Annotated in this window: 21 protein-coding genes and 1 tRNA gene; 14 read left to right on the top strand and 8 right to left on the bottom strand. The window is 46.3% G+C overall.

Annotated elements, in window-relative coordinates; translation table 11 throughout:
• The 5 genes from ACJ2PR_RS21910 to ACJ2PR_RS21890 all read right to left on the bottom strand — a co-directional run.
• On the bottom strand, positions 1 to 636 hold a 636-nt coding region (locus ACJ2PR_RS21910; protein ID WP_446862022.1), incomplete at its 3' end, for a caspase family protein.
• Positions 637 to 987, bottom strand: coding sequence for a Pepco domain-containing protein (locus tag ACJ2PR_RS21905; protein ID WP_446878535.1), 351 nt, complete (start codon positions 985 to 987; stop codon positions 637 to 639).
• 72 nt (positions 988 to 1,059) lie between these two features.
• Positions 1,060 to 2,676, bottom strand: a complete 1,617-nt coding sequence (locus ACJ2PR_RS21900; RefSeq protein ID WP_446878534.1) for an iron uptake porin — start codon at positions 2,674 to 2,676, stop codon at positions 1,060 to 1,062.
• Between the two features lie 102 nt (positions 2,677 to 2,778).
• Positions 2,779 to 3,222, bottom strand: a complete 444-nt coding sequence (gloA, locus tag ACJ2PR_RS21895) for a lactoylglutathione lyase (protein ID WP_446878533.1) — start codon at positions 3,220 to 3,222, stop codon at positions 2,779 to 2,781.
• A 66-nt stretch (positions 3,223 to 3,288) separates the two neighbouring features.
• Positions 3,289 to 3,843: a metal-binding protein gene (locus ACJ2PR_RS21890; protein WP_446878532.1), complete on the bottom strand. Its 555-nt coding sequence runs from the start codon at positions 3,841 to 3,843 to the stop codon at positions 3,289 to 3,291.
• A 72-nt stretch (positions 3,844 to 3,915) separates the two neighbouring features.
• Between ACJ2PR_RS21890 and ACJ2PR_RS21885 the strand changes: the two genes are divergently transcribed.
• Positions 3,916 to 3,987 (top strand) — tRNA-Val (locus ACJ2PR_RS21885).
• A 109-nt stretch (positions 3,988 to 4,096) separates the two neighbouring features.
• Positions 4,097 to 4,396: a hypothetical protein gene (locus ACJ2PR_RS21880; RefSeq protein WP_446878531.1), complete on the top strand. Its 300-nt coding sequence runs from the start codon at positions 4,097 to 4,099 to the stop codon at positions 4,394 to 4,396.
• 146 nt (positions 4,397 to 4,542) lie between these two features.
• Here the strand turns inward: ACJ2PR_RS21880 and ACJ2PR_RS21875 are convergent, their stop codons facing one another.
• On the bottom strand, positions 4,543 to 4,827 hold the full coding sequence (locus ACJ2PR_RS21875) for a hypothetical protein (RefSeq protein WP_446862028.1): 285 nt from the start codon (positions 4,825 to 4,827) through the stop codon (positions 4,543 to 4,545).
• A gap of 222 nt (positions 4,828 to 5,049) precedes the next feature.
• Here ACJ2PR_RS21875 and ACJ2PR_RS21870 point away from each other — a divergent pair, with 222 nt between their 5' ends.
• The 10 genes from ACJ2PR_RS21870 to ACJ2PR_RS21825 all read left to right on the top strand — a co-directional run bounded on the left by ACJ2PR_RS21870 (position 5,050) and on the right by ACJ2PR_RS21825 (position 19,658).
• Complete coding sequence (locus ACJ2PR_RS21870) at positions 5,050 to 6,042, top strand: RNA ligase (ATP) (RefSeq protein ID WP_446878530.1); 993 nt, start codon at positions 5,050 to 5,052, stop codon at positions 6,040 to 6,042.
• A gap of 39 nt (positions 6,043 to 6,081) precedes the next feature.
• Complete coding sequence (locus tag ACJ2PR_RS21865) at positions 6,082 to 6,576, top strand: RtcB family protein (protein WP_446862030.1); 495 nt, start codon at positions 6,082 to 6,084, stop codon at positions 6,574 to 6,576.
• Between the two features lie 201 nt (positions 6,577 to 6,777).
• Complete coding sequence (locus ACJ2PR_RS21860; protein ID WP_446878529.1) at positions 6,778 to 7,578, top strand: LAGLIDADG family homing endonuclease; 801 nt, start codon at positions 6,778 to 6,780, stop codon at positions 7,576 to 7,578.
• The gene (locus ACJ2PR_RS21855; RefSeq protein WP_446878528.1) at positions 7,565 to 9,532 is read left to right on the top strand and encodes an RtcB family protein; all 1,968 of its coding nucleotides are present in this window, start codon (positions 7,565 to 7,567) and stop codon (positions 9,530 to 9,532) included. The genes ACJ2PR_RS21860 and ACJ2PR_RS21855 overlap by 14 nt, the downstream gene beginning before the upstream one ends.
• Before the next feature lie 217 nt (positions 9,533 to 9,749).
• Positions 9,750 to 14,738 carry a tetratricopeptide repeat protein gene (locus tag ACJ2PR_RS21850; protein ID WP_446878527.1) on the top strand — a complete coding sequence of 1,663 codons (4,989 nt, stop codon included), beginning with the start codon at positions 9,750 to 9,752 and terminating at the stop codon, positions 14,736 to 14,738.
• Positions 14,735 to 15,121 carry a hypothetical protein gene (locus tag ACJ2PR_RS21845; protein ID WP_446870419.1) on the top strand — a complete coding sequence of 129 codons (387 nt, stop codon included), beginning with the start codon at positions 14,735 to 14,737 and terminating at the stop codon, positions 15,119 to 15,121. Before ACJ2PR_RS21850 ends, ACJ2PR_RS21845 begins: the two co-directional genes overlap by 4 nt.
• Positions 15,118 to 16,500 carry a hypothetical protein gene (locus ACJ2PR_RS21840; protein WP_446878526.1) on the top strand — a complete coding sequence of 461 codons (1,383 nt, stop codon included), beginning with the start codon at positions 15,118 to 15,120 and terminating at the stop codon, positions 16,498 to 16,500. Before ACJ2PR_RS21845 ends, ACJ2PR_RS21840 begins: the two co-directional genes overlap by 4 nt.
• Before the next feature lie 111 nt (positions 16,501 to 16,611).
• Entirely contained in the window at positions 16,612 to 17,487 is an 876-nt protein-coding gene (locus ACJ2PR_RS21835) for a TIGR02587 family membrane protein (RefSeq protein ID WP_446878525.1), read from the top strand.
• Complete coding sequence (locus tag ACJ2PR_RS21830) at positions 17,484 to 17,906, top strand: TIGR02588 family protein (protein ID WP_446878524.1); 423 nt, start codon at positions 17,484 to 17,486, stop codon at positions 17,904 to 17,906. The genes ACJ2PR_RS21835 and ACJ2PR_RS21830 overlap by 4 nt, the downstream gene beginning before the upstream one ends.
• A gap of 339 nt (positions 17,907 to 18,245) precedes the next feature.
• On the top strand, positions 18,246 to 19,658 hold the full coding sequence (locus ACJ2PR_RS21825; RefSeq protein WP_446878523.1) for an MATE family efflux transporter: 1,413 nt from the start codon (positions 18,246 to 18,248) through the stop codon (positions 19,656 to 19,658).
• A 33-nt stretch (positions 19,659 to 19,691) separates the two neighbouring features.
• On the opposite strand, the gene ACJ2PR_RS21820 is transcribed toward ACJ2PR_RS21825, so the two are convergent.
• A complete protein-coding gene (locus ACJ2PR_RS21820) occupies positions 19,692 to 20,000 on the bottom strand; it encodes a hypothetical protein (RefSeq protein ID WP_446878522.1) in 309 nt (102 codons plus the stop codon).
• Positions 20,001 to 20,202: 202 nt separating this feature from the next.
• Here ACJ2PR_RS21820 and msrA point away from each other — a divergent pair, with 202 nt between their 5' ends.
• A complete protein-coding gene (gene msrA / locus ACJ2PR_RS21815; protein ID WP_446862037.1) occupies positions 20,203 to 20,862 on the top strand; it encodes a peptide-methionine (S)-S-oxide reductase MsrA in 660 nt (219 codons plus the stop codon).
• A 154-nt stretch (positions 20,863 to 21,016) separates the two neighbouring features.
• Here msrA and ACJ2PR_RS21810 read toward each other — a convergent pair whose 3' ends face one another.
• On the bottom strand, positions 21,017 to 21,484 hold the full coding sequence (locus tag ACJ2PR_RS21810) for a GNAT family N-acetyltransferase (protein WP_446862038.1): 468 nt from the start codon (positions 21,482 to 21,484) through the stop codon (positions 21,017 to 21,019).
• 150 nt (positions 21,485 to 21,634) lie between these two features.
• Here ACJ2PR_RS21810 and ACJ2PR_RS21805 point away from each other — a divergent pair, with 150 nt between their 5' ends.
• Positions 21,635 to 22,216, top strand: coding sequence for a diheme cytochrome C (locus tag ACJ2PR_RS21805; protein WP_446870413.1), 582 nt, complete (start codon positions 21,635 to 21,637; stop codon positions 22,214 to 22,216).
• Positions 22,217 to 22,273 lie beyond the last annotated feature (57 nt).

Raw genomic sequence — 22,273 nt, 5'->3', positions numbered from 1 at the left:
AAATGACCTCAAACCCAGGAGTAGTCTCGCTTGTAAATTCTCGGAAAGGTCTAATCCTTCTAGCAAGGCATAGGTAAAGGCTCCCTGTCCAATGGCTTCTAGTTCATAAGAATATTGATCGGGACTGCACGAAAAGAGACTGATCACCCCAGTTTGACGGGCTTTTGCCTCTGTTTGTCTGCCAATCCCTTCTCCACTTTTCTTGCCCCCACTGCGACAAGCATCCAAAATCATCACCGCATTATCGGCTCCGCAACTCCGCAAATAATTGGTAATTGTGTTGGTGGAAATGCCTGTGTTTTCAATATCTTCTGGATCGCCATCTAGAGGCATCAAATAATCCTGCCCATTGTGCGGAATCCCATGTCCACTGAAGAAAAACCAGAAGTTATCGCCATCTTTCATAAACGGCTTGTCAAAGACCTGACGTAAGACTCGCAGCAAATTCGCCCGAAACGGTTCGGTAGGCTTGCCGCCAATTGAGGGAGAATCATCAGTGAACAAAAAGATGCGATCGAATCTGGCTTCCTGCATCAGAAAATTCTGCATCGCTTCTGCATCTCGCTTGGCATACTTCAACGGCTGCAAAAATCGATACTGGTTAATCCCAATGACGATCGCCCAATTGCTTGCCATTTACTTTTTGTCCGATCGTGTAAACTTCAGCTTAATTGCACCTTTTCCAGCAGCTTTTCCGCCTGCCACTAATTTAACTTCTCCTTCGCCACTGATTTCAACGGATAGCTCCACCTCATCTAGCTTCATATCCGATTCTGAACCAATCTCTTGATCTACCTGTTTGAACAATCGTCCGATCAGATGCAAAAACTGAGTCATGTTTTGCTCTAGCTGAGAAACTGGCAACCGGATCTCCTTGAAACTAGAGAAGCGTTTACGGACTTCTTCACCCCATCCTCGTTGCCCTTCAATTGGTACGGAGGTTTCATCAGCTTCATCAGTAAGGATTACAAGGTAGTCTTCTGGCATAATTACGGAGGTAAAAGAATTAACATGATGATAGCTGCTGAAGTGGAAACTTCTTGATGTCTATCTGGCTTACTAATACTCGATCACAAACCGAATCGCCCATTGGTAAATTGTCGGGCTGGCCCGATCGTTGGGATTAGTCACCACCATAAAAGATGGACTGAAATTAATGTGATCGTTGAGCAACAAGCCAAAGTACGCCTCAAAATTGGTTTGCGTCGCGCTGCCCAGTTTACTTTCGACAAAAGGTTGACCGATCGCCACCCCCGCTTTTGAGCCAGGAATCAGAAAGTTTCGCACCGTGAAGCCAAAAGCCCAACTGGTCGGATTGAGATCCAAATCTTGCCCGATCGCCGTATTAAATCCTTGATAGCTGCCAATTCCCAAGCGTCCAAATACGCCAAACTGCCGTCTGACTGCCCATTCTGCATTGAGTCCAGCCGCATTGATCGTCGTGCCATTAATCTGAGCGTGAGTATATTGCAACCGAACCGTAATCGGCAGTTGAGTCAGGCTGTATTCTGCTTCTAGCGTCGCCTGATATCGGTCACCAAACAAACCGCCCCCGCTCACCGTCCCAGATGGATTGGAGCCATCCGCCGCCGCATACAGCGCCCTCAGCGTCAGATTGTCTTGCACCGTCCAGGAAGCCGTTGCCCCCGCTCCCCCAAAGCGATCGATTTCATTTTGGACAATTAAAGGATTGTTGGCGAAGAAACTGGACGCAAAATTTTCGGCGGTGTTATTGGCGAACCCGTTGCGATCGATAAAGTCGCTGGGCGGCAAACTCGAACCTACAGCCACTTCTAAATTGGGTGCAGGCTGAAACACGTAATAGAGCTTTCTCAGCCGCAGCCGATCCTCAACATTGACATAATCTAATCCGCCGCCGTCCGCCAAAAGCCCCGCCGTACCTAACAAATTTTGGCGCTGATTGTGCGCCGTAGAAATCGCGTCGTCTCCGTTGTTCCCGGCTTCGAGTTGGGTGATGAGGCGATCGCGCCCGTTAAAGCTGGTGGTCAAGGTCAGCCGAGTCCGAGAGACTAGCGTCAGTCCATTGTCGGTGCCATCGGTGGCCGCAAAAACTGTTTGTCCGTTGAGTTTAGTGGTCGTTGAAAATTCTTGTTTGACTAAGGTCTGACTACGACTGGTCAAATCGTTGACTCGTTTTCGCAAGTCTTCGGTCGCATTTCCATAAGCAGTTACTAATCGGCGAACGGTGAGAACATCCTGCTGCGCCTCACTGCTCAGATCGCCCAAAAGTAGCTGTTCCTCAATTCTGCCGATCACCGCATTCATCGCCGCACTAAACTCATAGCGAGTCAGAGGACGGTTGCCCTTAAAGGTGCCATCGGGGTAGCCTGCCATTACGCCATAGCGATCGACTAAGGTCTGAAGTGCCTGAAACGCCCAATCGCCCGGTTTGACATCCGTTAGCTGCGAGACCGAAGTCATTTGAGCCATCGGATTTTCATCAAGAGAGTCGTTGAGATCTGGCTGCCATTCTGGTAGGTTGGGCAATGATTCAGGGGGCGCAATTCCCGCAGGAACGATCTCAGGCTTCTCAGTCTGCATCGTCACTTCTGCGAGAAGTTCCGGAACCTGTGACGGAATTGCCCCTCCGGGTAGCGCATTCGCCAAAATACCCAAGCCGCAAAGACTCCCAGCTAACCATTCAACGTTTCTCACCGTCTCACTCCTCACCTGACTGCTGCAACACACGGCCATCACAACAGACGAACTTAGCCTCCATCAGGAAGTATATAGCGGGGAGTGAGGACGGGGAGAAAATTACGCGCTGGTCGTCGCAGGGGCTTTGTCAGAAATCGAGTTCTCAGAAGTGGCTTCTTGAGGTTTTTGTTGAATCAATTCAATTTTGTAGCCATTGGGGTCTTCGACAAACGCGATCACTGTTGAGCCATGTTTCATGGCACCAGGTTCACGGGTGATTTTGCCGCCACGATCGCGAATCTGTTCACAAGTGCTGTAAATGTCGTCAACGCCGATCGCCACATGCCCATAAGCGTCTCCCAGGGTGTAGTGATCTTTTCCCCAGTTGTGCGTCAACTCAATCACGGTGTGGTCTGACTCGTCGCCATAGCCGATAAATGCCAGGGTAAATTCGCCGCCTGGGTAGTCTTTCTTTCTGAGCAGGGTCATGCCCAACACGTCGCAATAAAATTTGAGTGACTCGTCGAGATTGCCCACTCGCAGCATGGTATGTAGTAATCGCATGAGCTGTTTTCTCTCTAGATAGATCTGTGAGTTCATTCTGACAAATTTCGAGTCTTATGAATTCGGTCAACGCTTGGATCGCTTAATCCGTTTTTTGCCGCGTTTGAGTTGTTTGTAGCGCGACCCGACCCAATCGCTAAGGCTGTGACTGAGGGAGCCGAGTTCTAGCCCGATCGCCGCCGCAATCCATTCTCTAGGATGCTGTTGAAGCGATCGCACGATACTCTCAAGACTGACTACGAACCTTTGTTGAGCGATCGATTGCCAGCGATCGAGGGAATGAGCAATGGCAGCGCCCAAAATTAGAATGCTGACCAGGAGGGCGATCCAAGCCGATAAATAGAGAATTCGCAGTCCCGTTCCGATGATCAGTCCGTGAGACAAAACAGAACGGTGGCGCACACTTTTGCGATAGGGCAGCCAGATCCAGCGCAAGACTCCCCAGCGTTTGTACTGTTGAGAATAGATGTCGAGGTCAGGGCCAAACATCAACCCGCTAAACAAAAAGCAGCCCGATAGGATCAGGGTGAGATTGCCGCTCTGAGTCTGCACAAAGGCGGCCCCAGCAACGATCGGGAGACTCCACAGAGTAATGCTGTCGTGGGTGCGGCCAGAAGGCATGACAAAAAATTAGTAAATCTGTCCTTTATCGTAATAGACAGAGAACTCTCTGCTACAATGATCAACGAGTAAGGGCGATTAGCTCAATGGTAGAGCGCCTGCCTTACAAGCAGGATGTTACTGGTTCGAGTCCAGTATTGCCCATTTACCTATCAGATACCTATCAAGGCTTTTGGCAGTTTGAATAGAATTATCGAGAATGCTGGAGGTCTAAACCTCTGCTACTATTTTCTGAGCAGCGGGAGATAAGGTAATGAGCCAGTCAGATCCCACGATCGGAATCCAGTACGAACTCAGACAATTAGCAACCGCAACGACGGAATTAGCCAAGAAGATTGATCGCACCAACCAGGGTATCGAGCGGCTTTCGCTTTCGGTCGATCGCCTGCTTAAAGTGGCTACACGGCAGAACGAATCCATCCAGCGCCTAACCGAAGCTCAAGAAGTGACCGTCAGAGAGCAAACAGCGATCGTCGCCGCGCAGACCGCAATTATCTCGGCACAGACCGAAAATGTCTCGCGGTTGATTGAGTTGCTGGGGCAGGTGAGGTGAGTAAAACCAGGTGTGTTTTAGGTTTTTGATTCAGAAGCTTGCGTTAAAACATTCTGGCTGTAATTGCTTAAGACTTAGGGATCTCGTCTACCAGAGATCTGCTGTATTTGGTTTTCACGATTCTAAAAGACTTCGTAACGACCGCGCTAGGTACGATCGCGCTCCAAAAGGGTCAGGAAACGATTGATGCTCTCTGTCTGCGATCGAATGCTCTCTGCCTGGATTCGAGCAGTATCCGCTTGCTGCTGAGTGATTTCTTTGAGTTCGGTGAAACTTTCTTTGAGTTCGGTGAAACTTTCTTTGAGTTCGGTGAAACCAGTTGTAACGACTTCTCTAAGATCGTTGATGCGATCGGCTAACTCAGTCGTTGCGGTTGCTAATTGTCCAAGTTGGTACTGAATGCCGATCGGCGAATCTGGCTGGCTAGTCATGGTTTCTCCTCACTTTGTAGCAGGCTGCTGTCAACGTTGATATTTTACAGTGAATCCTATAGTTGAGGGATGACACTCCTTCCTTTCAAGCCGATCTCTACCGATCTCTACCCTTAAGCGTCATCGGCTATGATGTGGTTGACAGGCTTGTAGTATTTTTGTAGTATAAGTAATACAGCTTCCTTCAGCAAAGGTTAGTGAACGTCGATCGAGGCAAGCATCATGGAGCGCAAACTCGTTTCTGTTCAAACAATTGCTAAATTAGAACCGATTTCGGGTGCAGACTTTATTGAGAAAGCAACGGTGATGGGCTGGAGTTTGGTGGTTAAAAAAGGAGAATTTGAAGTAGGCGATCGCTGTGCCTTCTTTGAAATTGATTCTGTTTTGCCTGAAAAAGATTGGTCAGAATTTATGCGGCCGTCCAAATTTAGAGTCAAAACCAAAAAGATGAAAGGCGTTTTGAGTCAGGGGTTAGCGTTGCCTTTATCGAGTTGTTTGCCTGAACAGAGCAGTTTTGATTATCAAGTAGGCGATGACATAACTCAATTGTGTGAAGTCATCAAATTTGAGCCAGTCATTCCCGAAGATTCTAAAGATCAAGCGGCAGGGTTTCCGTCCTTTGTGCCCAAGACAGATGAAATTAGAGTGCAGTCAGCGATCGCTGTTTTAGATGAATTGCGTGGTAAGACCGTTTACTTTTCGCTCAAATGTGATGGCACTTCTGCGACTTATGCAAAACTCGACGACAAACTCTATGTCTGCTCTCGAAACTATGAACTAAAGCCTGGCCAAAATGCCTATTGGCAAATGGTCGATCAATATAACCTCACCCAACTTCCCGACGGATTTGCAGTGCAAGGTGAAATTTGTGGCCCAGGCATTCAAAAAAATCGACTCGGTTTGAAGGGGCTAGATCTCTTTGTGTTTAGTGTGTTTGACATTCAAGCAGGAAGATTTCTCGACTTTGATTCTCTTTGTAAATTTTGTACAAAATGGGGTCTACAAACAGTGCCGATTTTAAGTGTTGGTCAACCGTTCAACTATTCACTCGAAGACTTACTTACGTTAGCAGAAGGCTACTATGAAGACACCAAAAACCATCGAGAAGGCATTGTGGTTAGACCGATCGTCGAAACTCACAGCCAAGTGCTTCAGGGTCAGTTATCCATCAAGGTGATCAACAATCAATACCTGCTAAAAGGTGGGGAAGACTGATCACGTCGTTCGACAAAACCATACAAAAGGCAAACATTTATGCCCTACGAAAAGTTAAATCTTTCTACACCTAAGCCCGTTCTCTCCTGGGCAAATCACGACATGAGCAGTGACGAAACCAGAATGGCCAAAAACGTCGCTTCTCTGCCATTTGTCTTTAAGCATGTGGCTCTGATGCCTGATGTCCATTTGGGCAAAGGGGCGCTAGTTGGCTCAGTGGTGGCGACCAAAGATGCCATTATCCCGGCCGCGGTGGGGGTTGATATTGGCTGTGGAATGGTGGCAATCAAAACCGCTTTTCATGCCAATCAGCTAGAAGGCAAACTCAAGAAAATTCGGCAGGAAGTTGAAGCGATCGTTCCGGTTGGCTTTAACGAAAACAAGGAGGTTGAAAAGACCGTTCTCAACTGGCAAGGCTGGCGCGACTTTAAGGAACTGCATTCTGGCGTGCAGCACCTCGAAAGCAAAGCCATGAAGCAAATGGGTTCGCTTGGAGGGGGTGAAGGATTGCCCCGTACTGTAGTAATGCAGTAATGAAAACTCGTCCAAATCGGTGAAGGCTGAGATGCTAATACCGAGGGAAGCGGTCAAACGCCCCATAGAGAGCAGAGGGACTTGGGCATCCTAATCTATTTAGGATGAAGGTGTGCTCCGAACTGCACCGAATCGGAAGGTGTAGAGCTAGGCAGAAATGACCTAGCCGATTGCTCAAGTGATAGATGATGTTCTAGTGAAATGAACACCACGGATATTAGTCTCAAAAACCCAAAGATTGCCTATCTGTTTGGCTTTCTGCAAGCAGACGGTCATTACTATAAGTCCACGCGAAATCGTGGCAAGATAGTGATCGAAGTGAGCAAAAAAGACGAAGCCTTACTATGGGCGTTCAAAGAACTTGTGCCCTGTCACTCATCCATTACAGAGCGTGTCCGTTCTACCAATTTTGCGGACGACTACAACTCTGTTACATGGGCAGTTTATGACAAGCGGTTTCGAGATCTCTTTGAATCGTGGGGTTTGCTAAGTGGAAGAAAATCTTCTTTGATTGATGTACCTTGTTGTCAGTTTTCCGAGGTTGATTATTTCAGGGGATTGCTGGATGGAGATGGGGCATTGGGTTTGACCACAAAAGGTTTTCCATTCTTGTCTTTTGTCACAGCAGGCTCGTCTATTGCTGATCAGTACTTGAAATTTCTCAATCGGATGACTGGTAAAACTAAAACTTCTAGCCGAAATGTTAGAGACCAGGTTTACAACATTGCTGTCTACAAGGAAGATGCACAGCTAATCACTCAAGGTCTGTACTATCAGGATTGTTTAGCTTTACCTAGAAAGCGAGCAAAAGCTGAAGATGTGTTGACCTGGAAGCGTCCGCCTAATATGAAGCGGATTACAACCAGGAAAAGCTGGACACCTGAGCAAGACCAGTTTGTGCTTAACCACTCGATCGAGATCTCTATCGCCGTGCTAAATAGAAGTCAAAGCAGTATTAAATTGCGACTTTGGCGACTTAAGCAACTGAATGAGCGATCGTAACAATTTGAATCACTTCATCGAACTGTGTCTCGACACCGAAGGTCAGGTGTGGCTGATGCTACATTCCGGGTCTCGCAACATTGGCAACATGCTGGCACAAAACCACATCAACACCGGAAAACAACTGGCGAAACTGATGCAGGACAAGCTGCCTGATCCTGATCTGGCTTACTTTGTCGCAGGGACTTCTGAGTTTGACGATTACTGGCGTGATTTGCAGTGGGCCCAGCAGTATGCACTCTACAATCGCGAAGTGATGATGGCTCGATTTCAGCGCGTGGTCGAAAAACATCTGGCAGGCGGCAAGCCCACAAAGCCTTTGCTGTCGGTCAACTGTCACCACAACTACGCCGAAAAAGAAGTCCACTACGGTGAAGAGGTGTATGTGACTCGCAAGGGGGCTGTGCGGGCAAGAGAAACCGACTATGGAATCATTCCTGGCTTGATGGGGGCAAAGTCTTTCATTGTCAAGGGTAAAGGCAACCACGAAAGCTACTGTTCTTGCTTTGCAGCCGGAACACAAGTTTTGACTGAGAATGGACTGATGAGTATTGAAGACGTTTTTCAGTCAGATGAAGACATCAAGCTCATTTCTTATAACGCGGACTCACAACGCTTTGAAGCAAAGGAAATTTTAGAGAAGAGTGAACGGTTAGCTTTAGCCAATCAATACTCGCTGTCTCAAACTCGCCGTAGGCTGAACAATACAATTACTTGTACAGCTAACCATCCATTTGCAACCTATGAACGAGGTAAACTCGTTTATCGATCTGTTGAAGAAATCGCTCAGTCTTCCATTGGTGCGATTGTTCCAACTCAGCTTAATCTGCCGTCTCACTTGACGATCGCGGATCAAGACACTAATTTCTACTACTTGCTGGGCTTAATTTTGTCAGATGGAACGATTCACATTCGAGAGCGCCAAAATGCGCCTCAAGCAGGAAACAGACCTCGTGGCGGAAAATATATGCATACCTACGTGCGAATTTATCAAGCCGCGACTCCTGTTAAACGGTCTTTCATGGAAGCTGTAGAAGTTCTATTTAGAAACTACACCCCTAAAGTTTCTGTAAGGGAGCAGAAGCCAAGGGCTAGTCAACTAGGAGAAAGACCCATTCAAAGCCAAGGATTGATTGAACTTACGATTAGTGATCCAGACTTTGTGATGAAGGTTTATCAGTTAATGCCAAAACTGCCTAGCATTTTGATGAGCAATCCTCTACTTTCCCTCTATTTCTTAGCAGGTTACTTAGATGGAGACGGAAGTTGTGGGAGTAGCGTTGTTTCAATCAGTATCGGGAAACAAAAGATGTTTTCTGTGCTGGTATGTACCTTCTTATCTCTAGGAATCGTTTACAAGGTTTACCCGAATCGCACTAACTATGTCATTGAGTTTCGTGATAACGCAACACTAAACAAGCTTCGGGATCTCTGTAAGCGTATAATTGTTGATACATTCTCTGAGCGAAAATATTCTGACAAGCTTGTTTTAGCTCATGCGATCGCGGGAGGTGAGCTAGTGTGTCCTGATCTAAGTTCAAAGGCTAAACAGGGAAAAATGGTAAGTTTAAGCCAGTTTGCAGGTCAGAACTTGGATGCAACACTGACGATGAATCGAGTTTTTAAGACACAATGTGATTTAGATACAATGGTGTATAACTTTACTGTCAAGGACAATCATAATTATGTCGTCTTTACTAGTCATTACACTCCGGTTTTAGTTCATAACTGTAGTCATGGCGCAGGTCGCTTGATGTCTCGCAATAGGGCGAAGAATGCTTATACGTTGGATGATTTGATTCGGCAAACGGAAGGCGTTGAGTGCCGCAAAGATGAAGGGGTGCTGGATGAAATTCCGGCGGCGTATAAGCCGATCGATCAGGTGATGGCAAATCAGGCGGACTTGGTGGAAGTGGTGGCAACACTGAAACAGGTGATTTGTGTGAAAGGATGAAATATCTTACTAAATAAGCCTTGTGGTACGTTACGGGTAGTTACTGTTGCAATGATAAAAATGATGCTAGTTGTAACAGTAACTACAACGAAAACAATCGAAAAAATGACTTTGGGATAGTGGCAAATCAGGAATATTAAAGCAAAATAATTTTCCTGGCATCCAAGAAAAACTCCGTATAGGGTAGTAAGAGAAAACACCTGTCGGAGGTTGAAGGATGCCCACGTCAAGAGTCGAGCGTGTAAAAGAATTGCTTAGGCAGGGAAACGAGCAACTTCTTGAATCCCGGTATGAACAGGCACTAGAGGTTTTTCAGGAAGTCATTAGGCTAGAGCCACAGAACTTTACGGCATGGTGCGCTCTAGGACGAGCCTATTCTTGGTTATATCAAGAGCAAAATGCGATCGATGCGTTCACTCAAGCTTTGAAAATTCAGCCTGATTATATTTTGGCTCTCGCTCGAAGGGGAATAGACTGTCAATCGATCAACCAACCTGAGTTAGCGACGCTCGATCTTGAACAAGCAGTTTCGATCGCTCCTCGAACTGCTGAAGATTGGTACGGTCGCAGTCTTGTGCTTTGGGACGCGAAAAAAGAGCAGGAAACGTTTGAGGCTTTGGATAAAGCGAGTGAAATTGATCCAAAAAACTCTTATTTCTGGAATTTCCGAGGTTGTGTGCTCTCAGACCTCGAACGAAATGATGAAGCGATCGCTGCCTACGACAAAGCCTTAGAAATTTACCCTCGGTATCGGTACTGTTGCTATCGTCGAGGCATAGCCTTGTTCAATCTTAAGGACTATGCGAACGCGATCGTTAGTTTCGATAAAGCTTTAGAAGTTCAGCCGAATGATTCAAACTGTTGGCATTGGCGAGGCTCGGCTTTAGCAGCGCTGAACAGCTATAAAGAAGCAATAGTCAGTTACGATCGTGCGCTTGAAATTGATCCTAATAATCAGAATATATGGCTTGATCGAGCCTATGGTTTTCAAAATCTAGCCCAATATGAGGAAGCGATCGCTAGTTTTGATAAAGTTCTAAAAATATCTTCTGATCATTATTATGCATGGCTTAATAGAGCACATTGTTTACGAGCTTTGAATCAGTATGATGCTGCCATTAATAGTTATGACTCTGCAATCAAAATATCAGATGATAATTATTTCGCGTGGGCTGGTCGTGGCGACACCTTATTTAATTCTCAATGCTATGAGGAAGCAATTACTAACTATGATAAGGCTCTAGAAATTCAACCTGATAATTATGCTGCCTGGTTATGGCGAGGTCATGCATTTGTAAACTTGAAAGATTTTGAGCAAGCGATTTCTAGTTTTGATAGAGCAATCGAAATTAACTCAAACGATTATATTAGCTTGGTAAATCGAGCTTCTTGTTTGCAGAACTTATCTCGCTATGAAGAAGCTATTTCTGCCTTTGGTAAAGCTTTAAAAGTCAAGCCAGATGATGCATCTTCTTGGGAAAATCAAGGACGTTGCTTCCAGAGTTTAGAACGATTTGATGACGCACTCAATAGTTATGATAGTTCTCTAGCTTTGAACTCTAAGAATTATGGTCTTTGGCAGATTAAATTTTATTTATTGAGGACGTTGGGACAATTTGATCGGGTGCTTGATAGATTTAAAGAAACTCAAGAACTTGATTTCAACTGTTTCGAGGAATGGTATGTTTGTGCAGACACTCTTTATCTTCTCCAAAGAAATGAAGAGGCGCTCGATATTTTAGATAGGCTCTTAGAGGCTAAATCAGATTATGCGATCGCTTGGTCGTTCAAGAGTCAAATTCTCGCTATACTAGGGCGCTATGAGGAAGCTCGTATAAGTTCTGATCGTGCATGTGAATGTGATTCACAAAGTTTTCTCGTATGGGCAGAACGCGCCCATGTAATGAGTGAAGCTAAAAATTACAATGAAGCATTGAAAAGCTATGAAGAAGCACTGAAATTTGAGACTGATCGTCCTTTCATTGCTTTACGCAGTCTCTTCTTTACACAAGTTGAGCTTTGGAAAGGACATGGTGACGTTCTAATGACGTTAGGACGGTTTGAGGAAGCAGTTTCTAGTTATGAGAAAGCCCTTGAAATCAATCCAGAAATATTAGTCTTCAAACCAGATTATCTAAAAATTTGGAATCATTACGGCAGAGCTTTCGAGAAGTTGGGAAAGTATGAGAAAGCCCTTGATTCTTACAATCAATCATTAGAACTTGACGAGAATCAACTCAATATTTGGCTAAGTCGAGGAAAAATAGCACTTTTTCTCGGTCAAGATGAAGAGGCTCTCAAATCTTTTGATTATGCTTTGTCTATAGAAGCTGAAAATCTTGAAGCTCTGGGTGGTCGCCTAAACTCACTTAATAATTTAGGACATCATGAAGAAGCCTTTGAGGTGGTCAACCACATTTTAAGTCTAGACTTATCGAGTGAAGATGCTTTCATTGCTCTTTTCTCAAAAGCAAACGTCTTAAAAAATCAGGATCGTCATGAAGAAGCTTTAGACACTTATCGAGGAATGCTAGAAGGTGAAATTGGTCGTAAATTTGCTTGGTTCATTTGGGTTTTGATAGGCACAACGCTCACTAAGTCTCTTGCTAACTCAAATGAGAAAAACTACCGTGTAGAAATAATTGATGCTTGGAACACAGCTTTAAATCTATTGCCTGACCAGAGTCAATTAGATACTAAACCATTTGATTATCTCTATATAGAGTACTTTGACCGCCGTATTATTTCATTGGAGTCGGATTTTTATACAAAATTTCAATCTCTCATATGGACTGAGCGAGGCCTCTCTTTCAGTGCCTTAGAACAATATGAAGTAGCTTCAGAGTCCTATGAAAACGCACTAAACTTTGATGCTGACAATAGCGTTGCTTGGCGCGAGAAAGGCAATGCTTTATTTAACCTCAAACTCTATGCACAGGCAATCGATGCCTACGACACTTATTTAGCTCTCAGTCAGGATGAAGATAATTGGCTAATTTTGATGCGTAAAGGCGAAGCATTAGCGCAATGCAAGCGATTTGCACAAGCAGTGAGTAGTTATCGAGAAGCTATCCAAATCAAATCAGATGTTCATCTTCTCTGGCACAATCTAGGAAATGTTTTACAGGCAATCGGACAGTTTGAAGAAGCATTGAATGCCTATCAGAAGTCTCTCAAATTTGACGTGCGCTGCAAAATGGCTTGGGTGCAGCAAGGTGATATGCTTGCCAACTTGTGTCGCTATCGCGAATCATTAGAGTCCTTCGATCGTGCGATCGCTCTAGACTCAGAATTTGCTGCATCTCACAATGGTCGGGGATGGGCACTGAATGCTCTAAGCTTTTATACTGACGCACTAGCTGCCTATGACCGAGCATTGCAAAACGATGAACAGTATTGGTTTGTTTGGAGAAACAAAGGGTGGACGGTTTATCTTTCCCAAGGTCTTGAAGAGGCTTTAGAAGTCCGGGATGAAGGGTTACGTAAACTCAAATCAGAACACCCTGACTATGCGCTGGCTTGTGCAGAATTGCACTACTTTAAAGGATTGGCTCACTATGAGCAGGGAAAAAGAGAAGCAGACTGCTTTTCTAATTGGCGCAAAGCAAAAAATTGCTACCAAATAGCACTCAAACTTTTGGACTCGCCTAACGATAGAGAGCGGTATCTGGATTTCCTAAAGGACTTAATTAAGGTTTTGGCCGGATTAGGGCAAATCGATGAGGCAAACGAGGTGGGGCGACAGGGATCTGGCTTAGTTCAACGGTTACTCAGCGAAACGGTTGACCCGCTTAAGCAACAACACATCATTCTTAAATACGCCAGTTTTGATCAGTTAACCGTAGATTTCTATCTTCGATCGGAGCAACATATTAAGGCTTTAGAAACAGCTGAAATAGGCAAGAATACTTGTTTATCCTGGCTACTTTCGGTTTGCGTTGGCAATGCTAATAACTTAGATCAACAACAATTGCTCACTCCCTCAACAGCCATAATTTACTGGCATTTGAGTCCTGCTAGTCTCACAACATTCATCCTCACATCCGATACTGAAACTCCTGATATTCTTCCTGATGATGACGTAGAAACGAATCAAGAACGAGAAGAACCATCTCAGTCTTATCGGCAGTTGCTAGAATTTGAAGCCTGGGTAAATAACTGGAATCGTCTCTACGTGGACTACGGGGAAGTGCAGGATAAGACAGCACGGGAGAGCCATCCGTGGCGAGTTCAAATGTCTGACAAACTGGAACATCTAAAGCAGATCTTGAAGATTTCAACGATTGTCGAACGACTCCCCAGTAGCATCAGTCAGATCATCCTAATTCCCCATCGTGATCTTCACCGCTTTCCCCTCCACGCCCTTTTCCCTGATCACTTTACCCTAACCTACCTTCCCAGTATTCAAATGGGTTTGAATTTGAAGGCGCAAACCTTCGGGGAAGCGAAGCGTCCGACCAGTTCAACCTTCCGTCTCTTAAGCGTTGAAGCTCCGAGCAGCACAGGCAAGAACCAGCAGAAGAAATTTGAACGCTTGGGGTTTGCAGCTTTAGAATCTAGGCTCATTACTCGAATGTTCCAAGCCACCACCGTTCAGTCTCACGAAGCAAGCCAGCAAAAGGTTCGTGAGATGCTTCAGCAATCCTATGATGGATTTCATTTTGCTGGACACGCTGCCTACAACTACAACGATCCGAAGACTTCTGCCCTAGCTCTTACCGAAGAAGACCGTCTAAGCGTTGTCGATATCTGTGGAGATACCCCATTAGCGCAAGGCTATCACTTAGTTTGCCTTTCTGCCTGCGAAACCGCTCTGACTGGAAATCAAACCATTGTCGCCGAGTATGTGGGACTAGTTAGCGGATTTTTACGGAGTGGCGCAAATAATGTTGTGAGTACCTTGTGGACAGTACAATCCGTTTCTAGCACTTTGCTAATGATTCAATTCTATTCCCTCCTGAAGGATGAAACACCTGCTGTAGCTCTCGCAGAAGCGCAACACTGGCTCCGAAATGCTGATTGCCAGATCTTGATTGAGTTTCTCAACACGTTGCTTGCAACCCACACTTCGCTGAATCGATCGACTCGCAAGTTTTTGCAGATAGAGATTCGCAGATTTAGTAAAATGCCTCACAGCGATCAACCGTTCCATCATCCTTACCACTGGGCAGGATTTACACTCACTGGGTTACCTTCACAGCCATGAATGATCCGCTTGCTTCAATTACTCTAGATTCGTTTCTAGTTGCGCTAGCTCAACTAAACGAACCCTTGCCATCCAATTTACAGCAGCAACTCAATTCGATGTCCGATGCGCCTGATCCAGACGAGCTAGATGCGATCGCTGAAAAATATCTACCTCTAAATGAACTTTATGAAGAGGCACGTGAGATTTTTCAAGATTATGACAGCGAACGCAGCAAAGGTTCCCTTCCAGCCAAACCAGATGAAAAGGCAGAATCCCAGACTGGCGAAGAACCAAACGACGTATTTCGAGCGGGTAACTCTGTGGAGGCGGCGAAACAAGAAGCAGAAAAGTCCGGTACCCTGAAACAACTTCTTCAACTCATTCGGCAGTCTAAAACATGAGCGAACCAGAGCTAATTTATCCGACGATCGATTTATTTCTTTATGACCTGCGAGAAGGATTTGGAGATGATAATGAGCAAGTTCAGGACAACCGCTACGGTTTCTGGCGCAAAATTTACCATGATCTGAGTGATGGAAATCCGACCAAACTATATGAAAAGCTGAGAGTAGAAGGTGCTAGTGACGAAAATGCTGACGCTCGTTATGTGGAGCTTTTGGGATCTAAAAGAGTCCGTGAGTTTGAATCACACTTAGATGGTTACTACTATCCTATTCAGTTTGGCGATACATATGCACTGTTAGTAGATTGTTCTGGGCATAAAGCTGACCGTCCTAACCTGCCAAAACCTATTAGTGAGCTAGAGGATATCAAGAAGCAAATTCGGCAGCAGATTCAGGAGGATGCTTTAGAACCAACTCATCCTTCAATGAATGAACTTGGACGAACTTGGTTGATTTTGGGTCAGTTAGTTAATGATCAACAAGATTATGAAGCAATTGCTGAAAAATGCTACACAAAAGTTGTAAATCAACCCAACTGGAAAACTGATTTAATCGGAACAGGTAAATTATTGGGAGCAGAAATTTATGAGTTATGGCAACAATCTGGTGACGACAATAACGAACAGGCGCATGTTCTAATCTGCTTGTTTCCTCACTGGGAATCGATTCAATCGATCCGCGATCGCATCGGCAAGCTTTATTTTGATTTAATGCGCTTATTCTGCTACCGCCATAAAATCATCTGGGCGTATAGTCAAAATCGACAGTTACGAAGAACTCTCAAGTCTGACTTTGCCGTGATCAAGCAACTGACTGAGCAAGCTTCAACTCAAGTGGCGGGTGCTAGCATCTCAGCACTTCAAAGAGATCTGACCCAAGCGCTTGAAGTTCTCTCAAGATATTCACCAAACTTAACCGCTCTCTATTACCAGGGTAGAACGATTGCAATTAACCTTGCGAACTATAAGAAGCGTTTGAAGAAAATTTCTGATGAGTCTCCTCAAACAGATTTAACATTTCAGACTGAGTTTCTAGAAATCATTGCACCTCAGTATCAGAGGGAAATTGAAGCTGATCACGAACGTTTTGAGCGAGGATTAGCACTACTACAAAATCTGATGGAAGCGAATCGAGGGCGAATTGAGCTTTACCAAGCCGCGCGCGATCGGCGATTTGAACAAGTGATTGCGATCGCAGGTGTTGGATTAGCGACCAGTCAGATTGCTGCTTCAATTCTTGTTGCTCAAGATCCTCCTAAGCCTGAGATTTCTGCTGTCATGGTTCCAGCCTTTTGGAAAAGCTTAGTCATTGGTATTTCTTTCGGTGTCATTGTATGGTGCACTATTTTTGTTAGCCAACGTTTCCGACGACATTAATTTCATCTACTGTCTGAATCGTAACGAAAATTCCTCTTATTATCTGCCTTTAGCGTAATGACAGTTGTGCTCGCAACCCTCTACCTTACGCTCATATCTTCAAAATAAGCTATGGATAAGGATTTCTCGAAACAATGGAAAAGTGAACTCAAAGATTTGGTTCGAGGTGCATCAGGAGGGTTTTTGTTTGGCGTTCCTTTACTGTATACAATGGAGGTTTGGTGGATTGGATCGTTTGTAGGGTCAGCGCGATTGTTTTTAGCGTTGCTACTAACGTTTGCGATCGTATTCCTGCTCAATCAAACGTCTGGTTTTCGTCGAGATAGCGAGAGTGATGTTCGTCCGATCGATGCCGCGATGAATACAGTAGAGGCGTTGGCGATCGGGATTGTTTGCTCAGGATTAATTTTGGTTTTAATGCGTGAGATTACTTTGGAAACCCCCTTGCAGGAAAGTTTGGGGAAACTAATTTACGAAAGTGTCCCTTTTACGTTGGGCGTTTCATTAGCCAATCAGTTTCTTAGCGGTGAAGGACGTGAAGGTAAACCCGAAGGAAGCGCGAAACAAACTCAATCTAAGTTTGGTAAACTGAGCGCAACGATTTCTGACATTGGCGCGACTTTAATTGGTGCAATTATTATTGCCTTTAACATTGCACCTACGGATGAGATTCCGATGCTGTCCGCAGCAGTTTCAAATGGGTGGCTTGTATTGGTGATGGTGGCATCGCTAGTAATCTCTTATGTAATCGTATTCGCCGCAGGGTTTGGTAACCAGCAGCAGCGTCACGAACAATCGGGGATTTTTCAGCGGCCGTTGAGTGAGACGATCGCGGCCTATCTCGTTTCATTATTTGCGGCGATGGTGATGCTGTTCTTTTTTAACAAAGTTCAGTTTGGTGATCCGTGGCAGGTTTGGTTAAGCCACACAATCTTGCTAGGATTGCCTGCTGCTGTCGGCGGTGCTGCTGGGAGGTTGGCGGTATGACTACTAAAACACGCCCCCCTAGAACGATCGCTGAATGGACGACTTTTGGAATTGCTAGTTTAATTTTGTCGGCGATCGCCGGATTAGTAATTTACAACTGGGCCACTGAGAAAGACAGTCCCCCTGTTTTGAGCCTCGATTACCCCAAAGGGGGAACTGCTTCGCCTCGTACTGATGAAGTGAGAGAAGCCGAAGGACAATTTTATGTGCCGTTTGAAGTCTCTAATACAGGTGGAGAAACGGTAGAATCGGTGCAAATTGTGGCTGAGTTGCGGGTCAACGGACAGGTCGCAGAAACAGGCGATCAGCAAATTGATTTCTTGTCTGAAGGTGAAAAAGAAGAGGGTGCCTTCGTGTTTCGCAGAGACCCCCGTCAAGGGGAACTGATTGTGCGAGTGGCAAGCTACAAGTTGCCTTAAAAGAACGTTGCCTCGACGAATTTTTTTCGCCTCGTTGTTTGGTTCTTTTGCCCCCAGGCTGCCAATTTTTGGGGACTTTGAGACCGCGTTCTACGACTTCCTAAAGACTATCCATTCCTATCCTTCACCCATTTCTAGAGACGTTGTGCTGGCGGGATTGCGTTTTATGAAGATCGCGACCAAAATACCGACGATCGCCAGTCCACCTGTCCTATAAAAGAACGGCGTGTAGCTGCCAAAAAAGTCTCGCTGCCCCTGCTATCTTTTAGTTCATTAAACTCACGTTTTGTTTAGATTCTGTCAAAGATTTTGTTGAGAACAATTCAGGGTGATTGGCTTATGGCTACTGTTTTGGTTCGATCGCCGCTTCAGACTGAAGTTCAGGCTTTTTTGCGGCTGGCCATTCCTCTGGCGAGTGCTCAAGTGGCTCAGTCGGCTACAGGCTTTGTCGATACGCTGATGATGGGCCGATTGGGGCAAGAAACTTTGGCAGCGGGGGGGTTGGCTTCTCTGACGTTTTTGGTACTGCTGAATACGGCGGCGGGAGTGATCTTAGGGGCGAGTCCTCTGATTGCTCAGGCTTATGGGGCAGGTGAGAAAACGCGCGTCGAACAAGTGACCCGGCAGGGAGTCTGGCTGCTTTTGGGTTTGACGGTGCCGATCGTGCTGCTGATTGCTCACCTCGACTCTATCATGCGTCACCTGGGGCAAGCCGAAACGACCGTTGTTTTGAGCAACACGTATCTCGACATTATGCTGTGGGGCTTTTTTCCGGCTCTGGGGTTTGCGCTGCTGCGAAGTGTGGTTTCGGCGATGTCTCATGCGCGTCCGATCATGGCGATCGTCATCACAGGAACGCTGCTCAACATCACGGGCAATTATCTTTTGGGGTTTGGTCACTTTGGCTTTCCCCGCTTAGGCATCGCCGGACTGGCCCTTTCTAGCGTCTTTTCGCTTTGGGTGATGTTTTTGGCGCTGGTGGGCTACATTTTCCAAGATCCAGAGTTAAAAACCTACCGATTCTTTGCCAATCTACATCACATCAAGCCTCGAATTCTGCGTGAACTGGTACGAGTCGGACTGCCGATCGGCGTTGCATCCGCTTTAGAACTGGGACTGTTTACGATCGTCACTTATCTCATGGGCATTTTGGGAACCGAAGTGTTGGCAGCGCATCAAATTGTGTTTCAAACGATCGCTGTGGTCTTTATGGTGCCGTTGGGGATGTCATTTGCGACGACGGTGCGAGTCGGTTGGTGGGTCGGGCAGCAAGATCTGGAGGGCGCAAGACGAGCAGGCTATGTCAGTATGGGGATCGGCTTGGGATTTCTGATTCCGATGGCGATCGTTCTGCTGGTTCTTTCTCGACCACTCATCGGGCTGTATCTAGATGTGCAAGACCCACAAAATGCGATCGTTGTCTCGCTGGCTACCTCGATGCTTAGGGTGGCTGCTGTCGCCCAAATTTTGGATGGACTGCAAAAAACTACTATGGGCGCACTGTATGGACTACAAGATACCCGCGTGCCGATGTTGTTGAGTTTTCCAGCTTTTTGGGGGGTGGGTCTGACGACGGGCTATCTGCTCGGATTCCACACGTCTCTCGGCGGGACAGGCTTATGGATCGGACAATCGATCGGGATTGCGATCGCCGCGCTCGTTTTTGTCTGGCGGTTCCGCAGTCTTGTCCGTCAATCCGTTCTCAACCTGAGAGTTTTTCCTTCAAAACCCGATCATTCCGCTTTGAAATAGAAACGTTGGGGTTCAGAAGTCGATCGTTGGGGTTCAGAACCCGATCGTTCCGTTTTGAGATAGAAACCTTTCGTTTTGGAGAGCGATCGTTCCGCTTTGAAATAGGAACCTTCCGCCTTTAAATAGAAACTTTCCGTTTTGAAATAGAAACCTTCCGGTCTGAGGGAGCGATCGTTCCGCTTTGAGATAGAAGCTTTCCGTTTTGGAGAGCGATCGTTCCGTTTTGAGATAGAAGCTTTCCATTTGGGGGAGCGATCGTTCCGCTTTGAGATAGAAGCTTTCCGTTTTAGAGAGCGATCGTTGTGATTGGACGGTTCCAAGTTCGGTTAACGTGACGTGCATTCGACGGAATCTTTCGCTACGATTGTCGATCCGGGCAGCCCCCTAAATCCCCCACAAGTGAGGGACTTTGATTTAGAAATCTTGCTTTAGAGTTCCCTACTTGTGGGGGGTGGGGGGCAGAAGCACTTTACAACGAAGCGAAAAAACTTCATCGATCTGACGCTAAAATTAAGATACGTAAAGAATCATAAGAGTTAAAACAATGGGGCTATTTGGATTAGGTAAAAAGTCGAGTTTGCCGACGGCTGATCAAGCACTACCGGGACGATCGCAGTCCATGCCCGTTCCTGCAAAGCATCATGTCAATGGCAATCCGCTCAAAGCTCCCTTCCCGGAGGGGATGCAAACTGCAATGTTTGGGTTGGGCTGTTTTTGGGGAGCCGAGCGCAAGTTTTGGCAGCAAAAGGGTGTGTTTTCGACGGCGGTCGGCTATGCGGCTGGCTTAACGCCCAATCCCACCTATCAAGAAGTGTGCAGTGGCATGACAGGTCACAACGAAGTCGTTTTGGTCGTCTTTGATCCCACTGTCGTCAGCTACGAAGAACTGCTCAAAGTCTTTTGGGAAAGCCATAACCCAACTCAAGGAATGCGCCAGGGAAATGATGCCGGAACCCAATATCGATCGGGCATCTACCCCTATTCTGACGAGCAAAAACAAGCCGCCGAAGCCTCTCGCAATCTGTACCAAAAAGCGCTCAAGCAAGAAGGTATGGGAGAAATCACAACCGAGATTCTAGATGCGCCTGAGTTTTATTACGCCGAAGCGTATCACCAACAATATCTCGCCAAAAATCCCGGCGGCTACTGCGGTCTGGGCGGCACCAAGGTCTGCTATCCCACAGCGGATTCTGCGATCGTGTAATCGCGCTCTAGATCAGTAGGCCAAAACAGAAGGGGACTCAGTTGCTTTGTGAATGAGCAATTGGCCCCTTTTTTGTTGACTTAAATTTGTTCTCAGAATTGGGGGTTGGGGGCAGAAGCGCTCTAAATCGAAGCGAAAAAACTTCGTCGTCACGTTAGCTCACATCGCATTCCAACTCGACGGGCAACGCTGGATTGGGAAGGACGATCGGCTGATTAAACAACACCATCGTCGTACTCGAATTCGTTTCAAACCCAATCTTTTCGTAAAATGACTGCTGATGCGTCGTCATCAGATAAACTCGCTCAACTCGATTGACGTGAGGATGACTGATCACGGTTTGTACCAACTTTCGCCCCAGTCCCGCTCCCTGATAATCTGGGTGAACCACCACATCCCAAATCGTCGCTCGATACACCCGGTCAGAACTCGCTCTCGCAAACCCGATCAGGCGATTTCCATCCCATGCCGAAATCACAGGGTCACTTTGATCGAGGGCGATCGCCAGATCTTCTACCCGTCGATCTTTGGCCCAAAATGCGGCCAACCCAAACAACTCCTGAAGCTGGTGTAGATCAATTTGAGAACGACGATCGCGAAACTGAATATGGCTACAATCCATCCTGATTTTCCCTATAGCGAAACCTTTCTTAAAGTGAATCAACGATTCTTATTCAAGTTAACGGAATAGTTCGCAACCTCTCGCAAAATTCACCGTCAACTGACGCATCGATTAGACTAATTCCAGACTTGCCGCCGTTCAGTAACATAGATGTCTAAACTTCCAAATCCCCTGTCTCAACTCCGCTTAACTCGTCAAAAATCTGTCCAAAGTCTTAAGCAAGGGCGGTCACCTGTAAGACAGTTTGTTATGCTGGGGCTGCTGATCTGGAGTCTATGTCTGGGCTGGGGACTCGCCCAAGCGGTTGAACCTTCTCAAGCAAATTCTCAGGCAACGATTGGAACCGTGGATGTGGTGAGCGATCGCTACAGATTTGGTCAAGAGCTTTATCTAGAAAACTGCGCCACCTGTCACATTGGCATCCCTCCGTCCGTCCTGCCGACCGAAACTTGGCGCGACCTGCTGCAAGATTCTCAACACTACGGAGTCGATCTCAAACCCCTTGTCGATCCGCCGCGCCGTCTCGTGTGGAACTATCTACAAACCTTCTCCCGTCAGCTTCCCCCCGAAGAAAGCACCCCTTACCGCGTCGCTGACTCCAACTATTTTCGAGTGTTGCACCCCGGCATCGACATTCCCCGCAAATTCAATCTCACCAGTTGTGTCACCTGTCACCCCGGCGCAAATCAGTTCAACTTTCGCAGTTTGACGGCGGAGTGGGAGAAGAAGTGAGGGATGAGGGATAGGGGATGAAAAGATCTTGGTTTTAAAGTTTCAGCTTCAGAACGC

Source organism: Phormidesmis sp. 146-33 (assembly GCF_052939515.1).
Note: the sequence above shows the minus strand (reverse complement) of the source record. Positions and strands in the feature narration are given on the sequence as shown.

Coding starts and splice junctions, on each gene's coding strand:
- ACJ2PR_RS21905 (WP_446878535.1), bottom strand. CDS start 987: ATGCCAGAAGACTACCTTGTAATCCTTACTGATGAAGCTGATGAAACC.
- gloA (WP_446878533.1), bottom strand. CDS start 3,222: ATGCGATTACTACATACCATGCTGCGAGTGGGCAATCTCGACGAGTCA.
- ACJ2PR_RS21890 (WP_446878532.1), bottom strand. CDS start 3,843: ATGCCTTCTGGCCGCACCCACGACAGCATTACTCTGTGGAGTCTCCCG.
- ACJ2PR_RS21880 (WP_446878531.1), top strand. CDS start 4,097: ATGAGCCAGTCAGATCCCACGATCGGAATCCAGTACGAACTCAGACAA.
- ACJ2PR_RS21875 (WP_446862028.1), bottom strand. CDS start 4,827: ATGACTAGCCAGCCAGATTCGCCGATCGGCATTCAGTACCAACTTGGA.
- ACJ2PR_RS21870 (WP_446878530.1), top strand. CDS start 5,050: ATGGAGCGCAAACTCGTTTCTGTTCAAACAATTGCTAAATTAGAACCG.
- ACJ2PR_RS21865 (WP_446862030.1), top strand. CDS start 6,082: ATGCCCTACGAAAAGTTAAATCTTTCTACACCTAAGCCCGTTCTCTCC.
- ACJ2PR_RS21860 (WP_446878529.1), top strand. CDS start 6,778: ATGAACACCACGGATATTAGTCTCAAAAACCCAAAGATTGCCTATCTG.
- ACJ2PR_RS21855 (WP_446878528.1), top strand. CDS start 7,565: ATGAGCGATCGTAACAATTTGAATCACTTCATCGAACTGTGTCTCGAC.
- ACJ2PR_RS21850 (WP_446878527.1), top strand. CDS start 9,750: ATGCCCACGTCAAGAGTCGAGCGTGTAAAAGAATTGCTTAGGCAGGGA.
- ACJ2PR_RS21845 (WP_446870419.1), top strand. CDS start 14,735: ATGAATGATCCGCTTGCTTCAATTACTCTAGATTCGTTTCTAGTTGCG.
- ACJ2PR_RS21840 (WP_446878526.1), top strand. CDS start 15,118: ATGAGCGAACCAGAGCTAATTTATCCGACGATCGATTTATTTCTTTAT.
- ACJ2PR_RS21835 (WP_446878525.1), top strand. CDS start 16,612: ATGGATAAGGATTTCTCGAAACAATGGAAAAGTGAACTCAAAGATTTG.
- ACJ2PR_RS21830 (WP_446878524.1), top strand. CDS start 17,484: ATGACTACTAAAACACGCCCCCCTAGAACGATCGCTGAATGGACGACT.
- ACJ2PR_RS21825 (WP_446878523.1), top strand. CDS start 18,246: ATGGCTACTGTTTTGGTTCGATCGCCGCTTCAGACTGAAGTTCAGGCT.
- ACJ2PR_RS21820 (WP_446878522.1), bottom strand. CDS start 20,000: ATGCACGTCACGTTAACCGAACTTGGAACCGTCCAATCACAACGATCG.
- msrA (WP_446862037.1), top strand. CDS start 20,203: ATGGGGCTATTTGGATTAGGTAAAAAGTCGAGTTTGCCGACGGCTGAT.
- ACJ2PR_RS21810 (WP_446862038.1), bottom strand. CDS start 21,484: ATGGATTGTAGCCATATTCAGTTTCGCGATCGTCGTTCTCAAATTGAT.
- ACJ2PR_RS21805 (WP_446870413.1), top strand. CDS start 21,635: ATGTCTAAACTTCCAAATCCCCTGTCTCAACTCCGCTTAACTCGTCAA.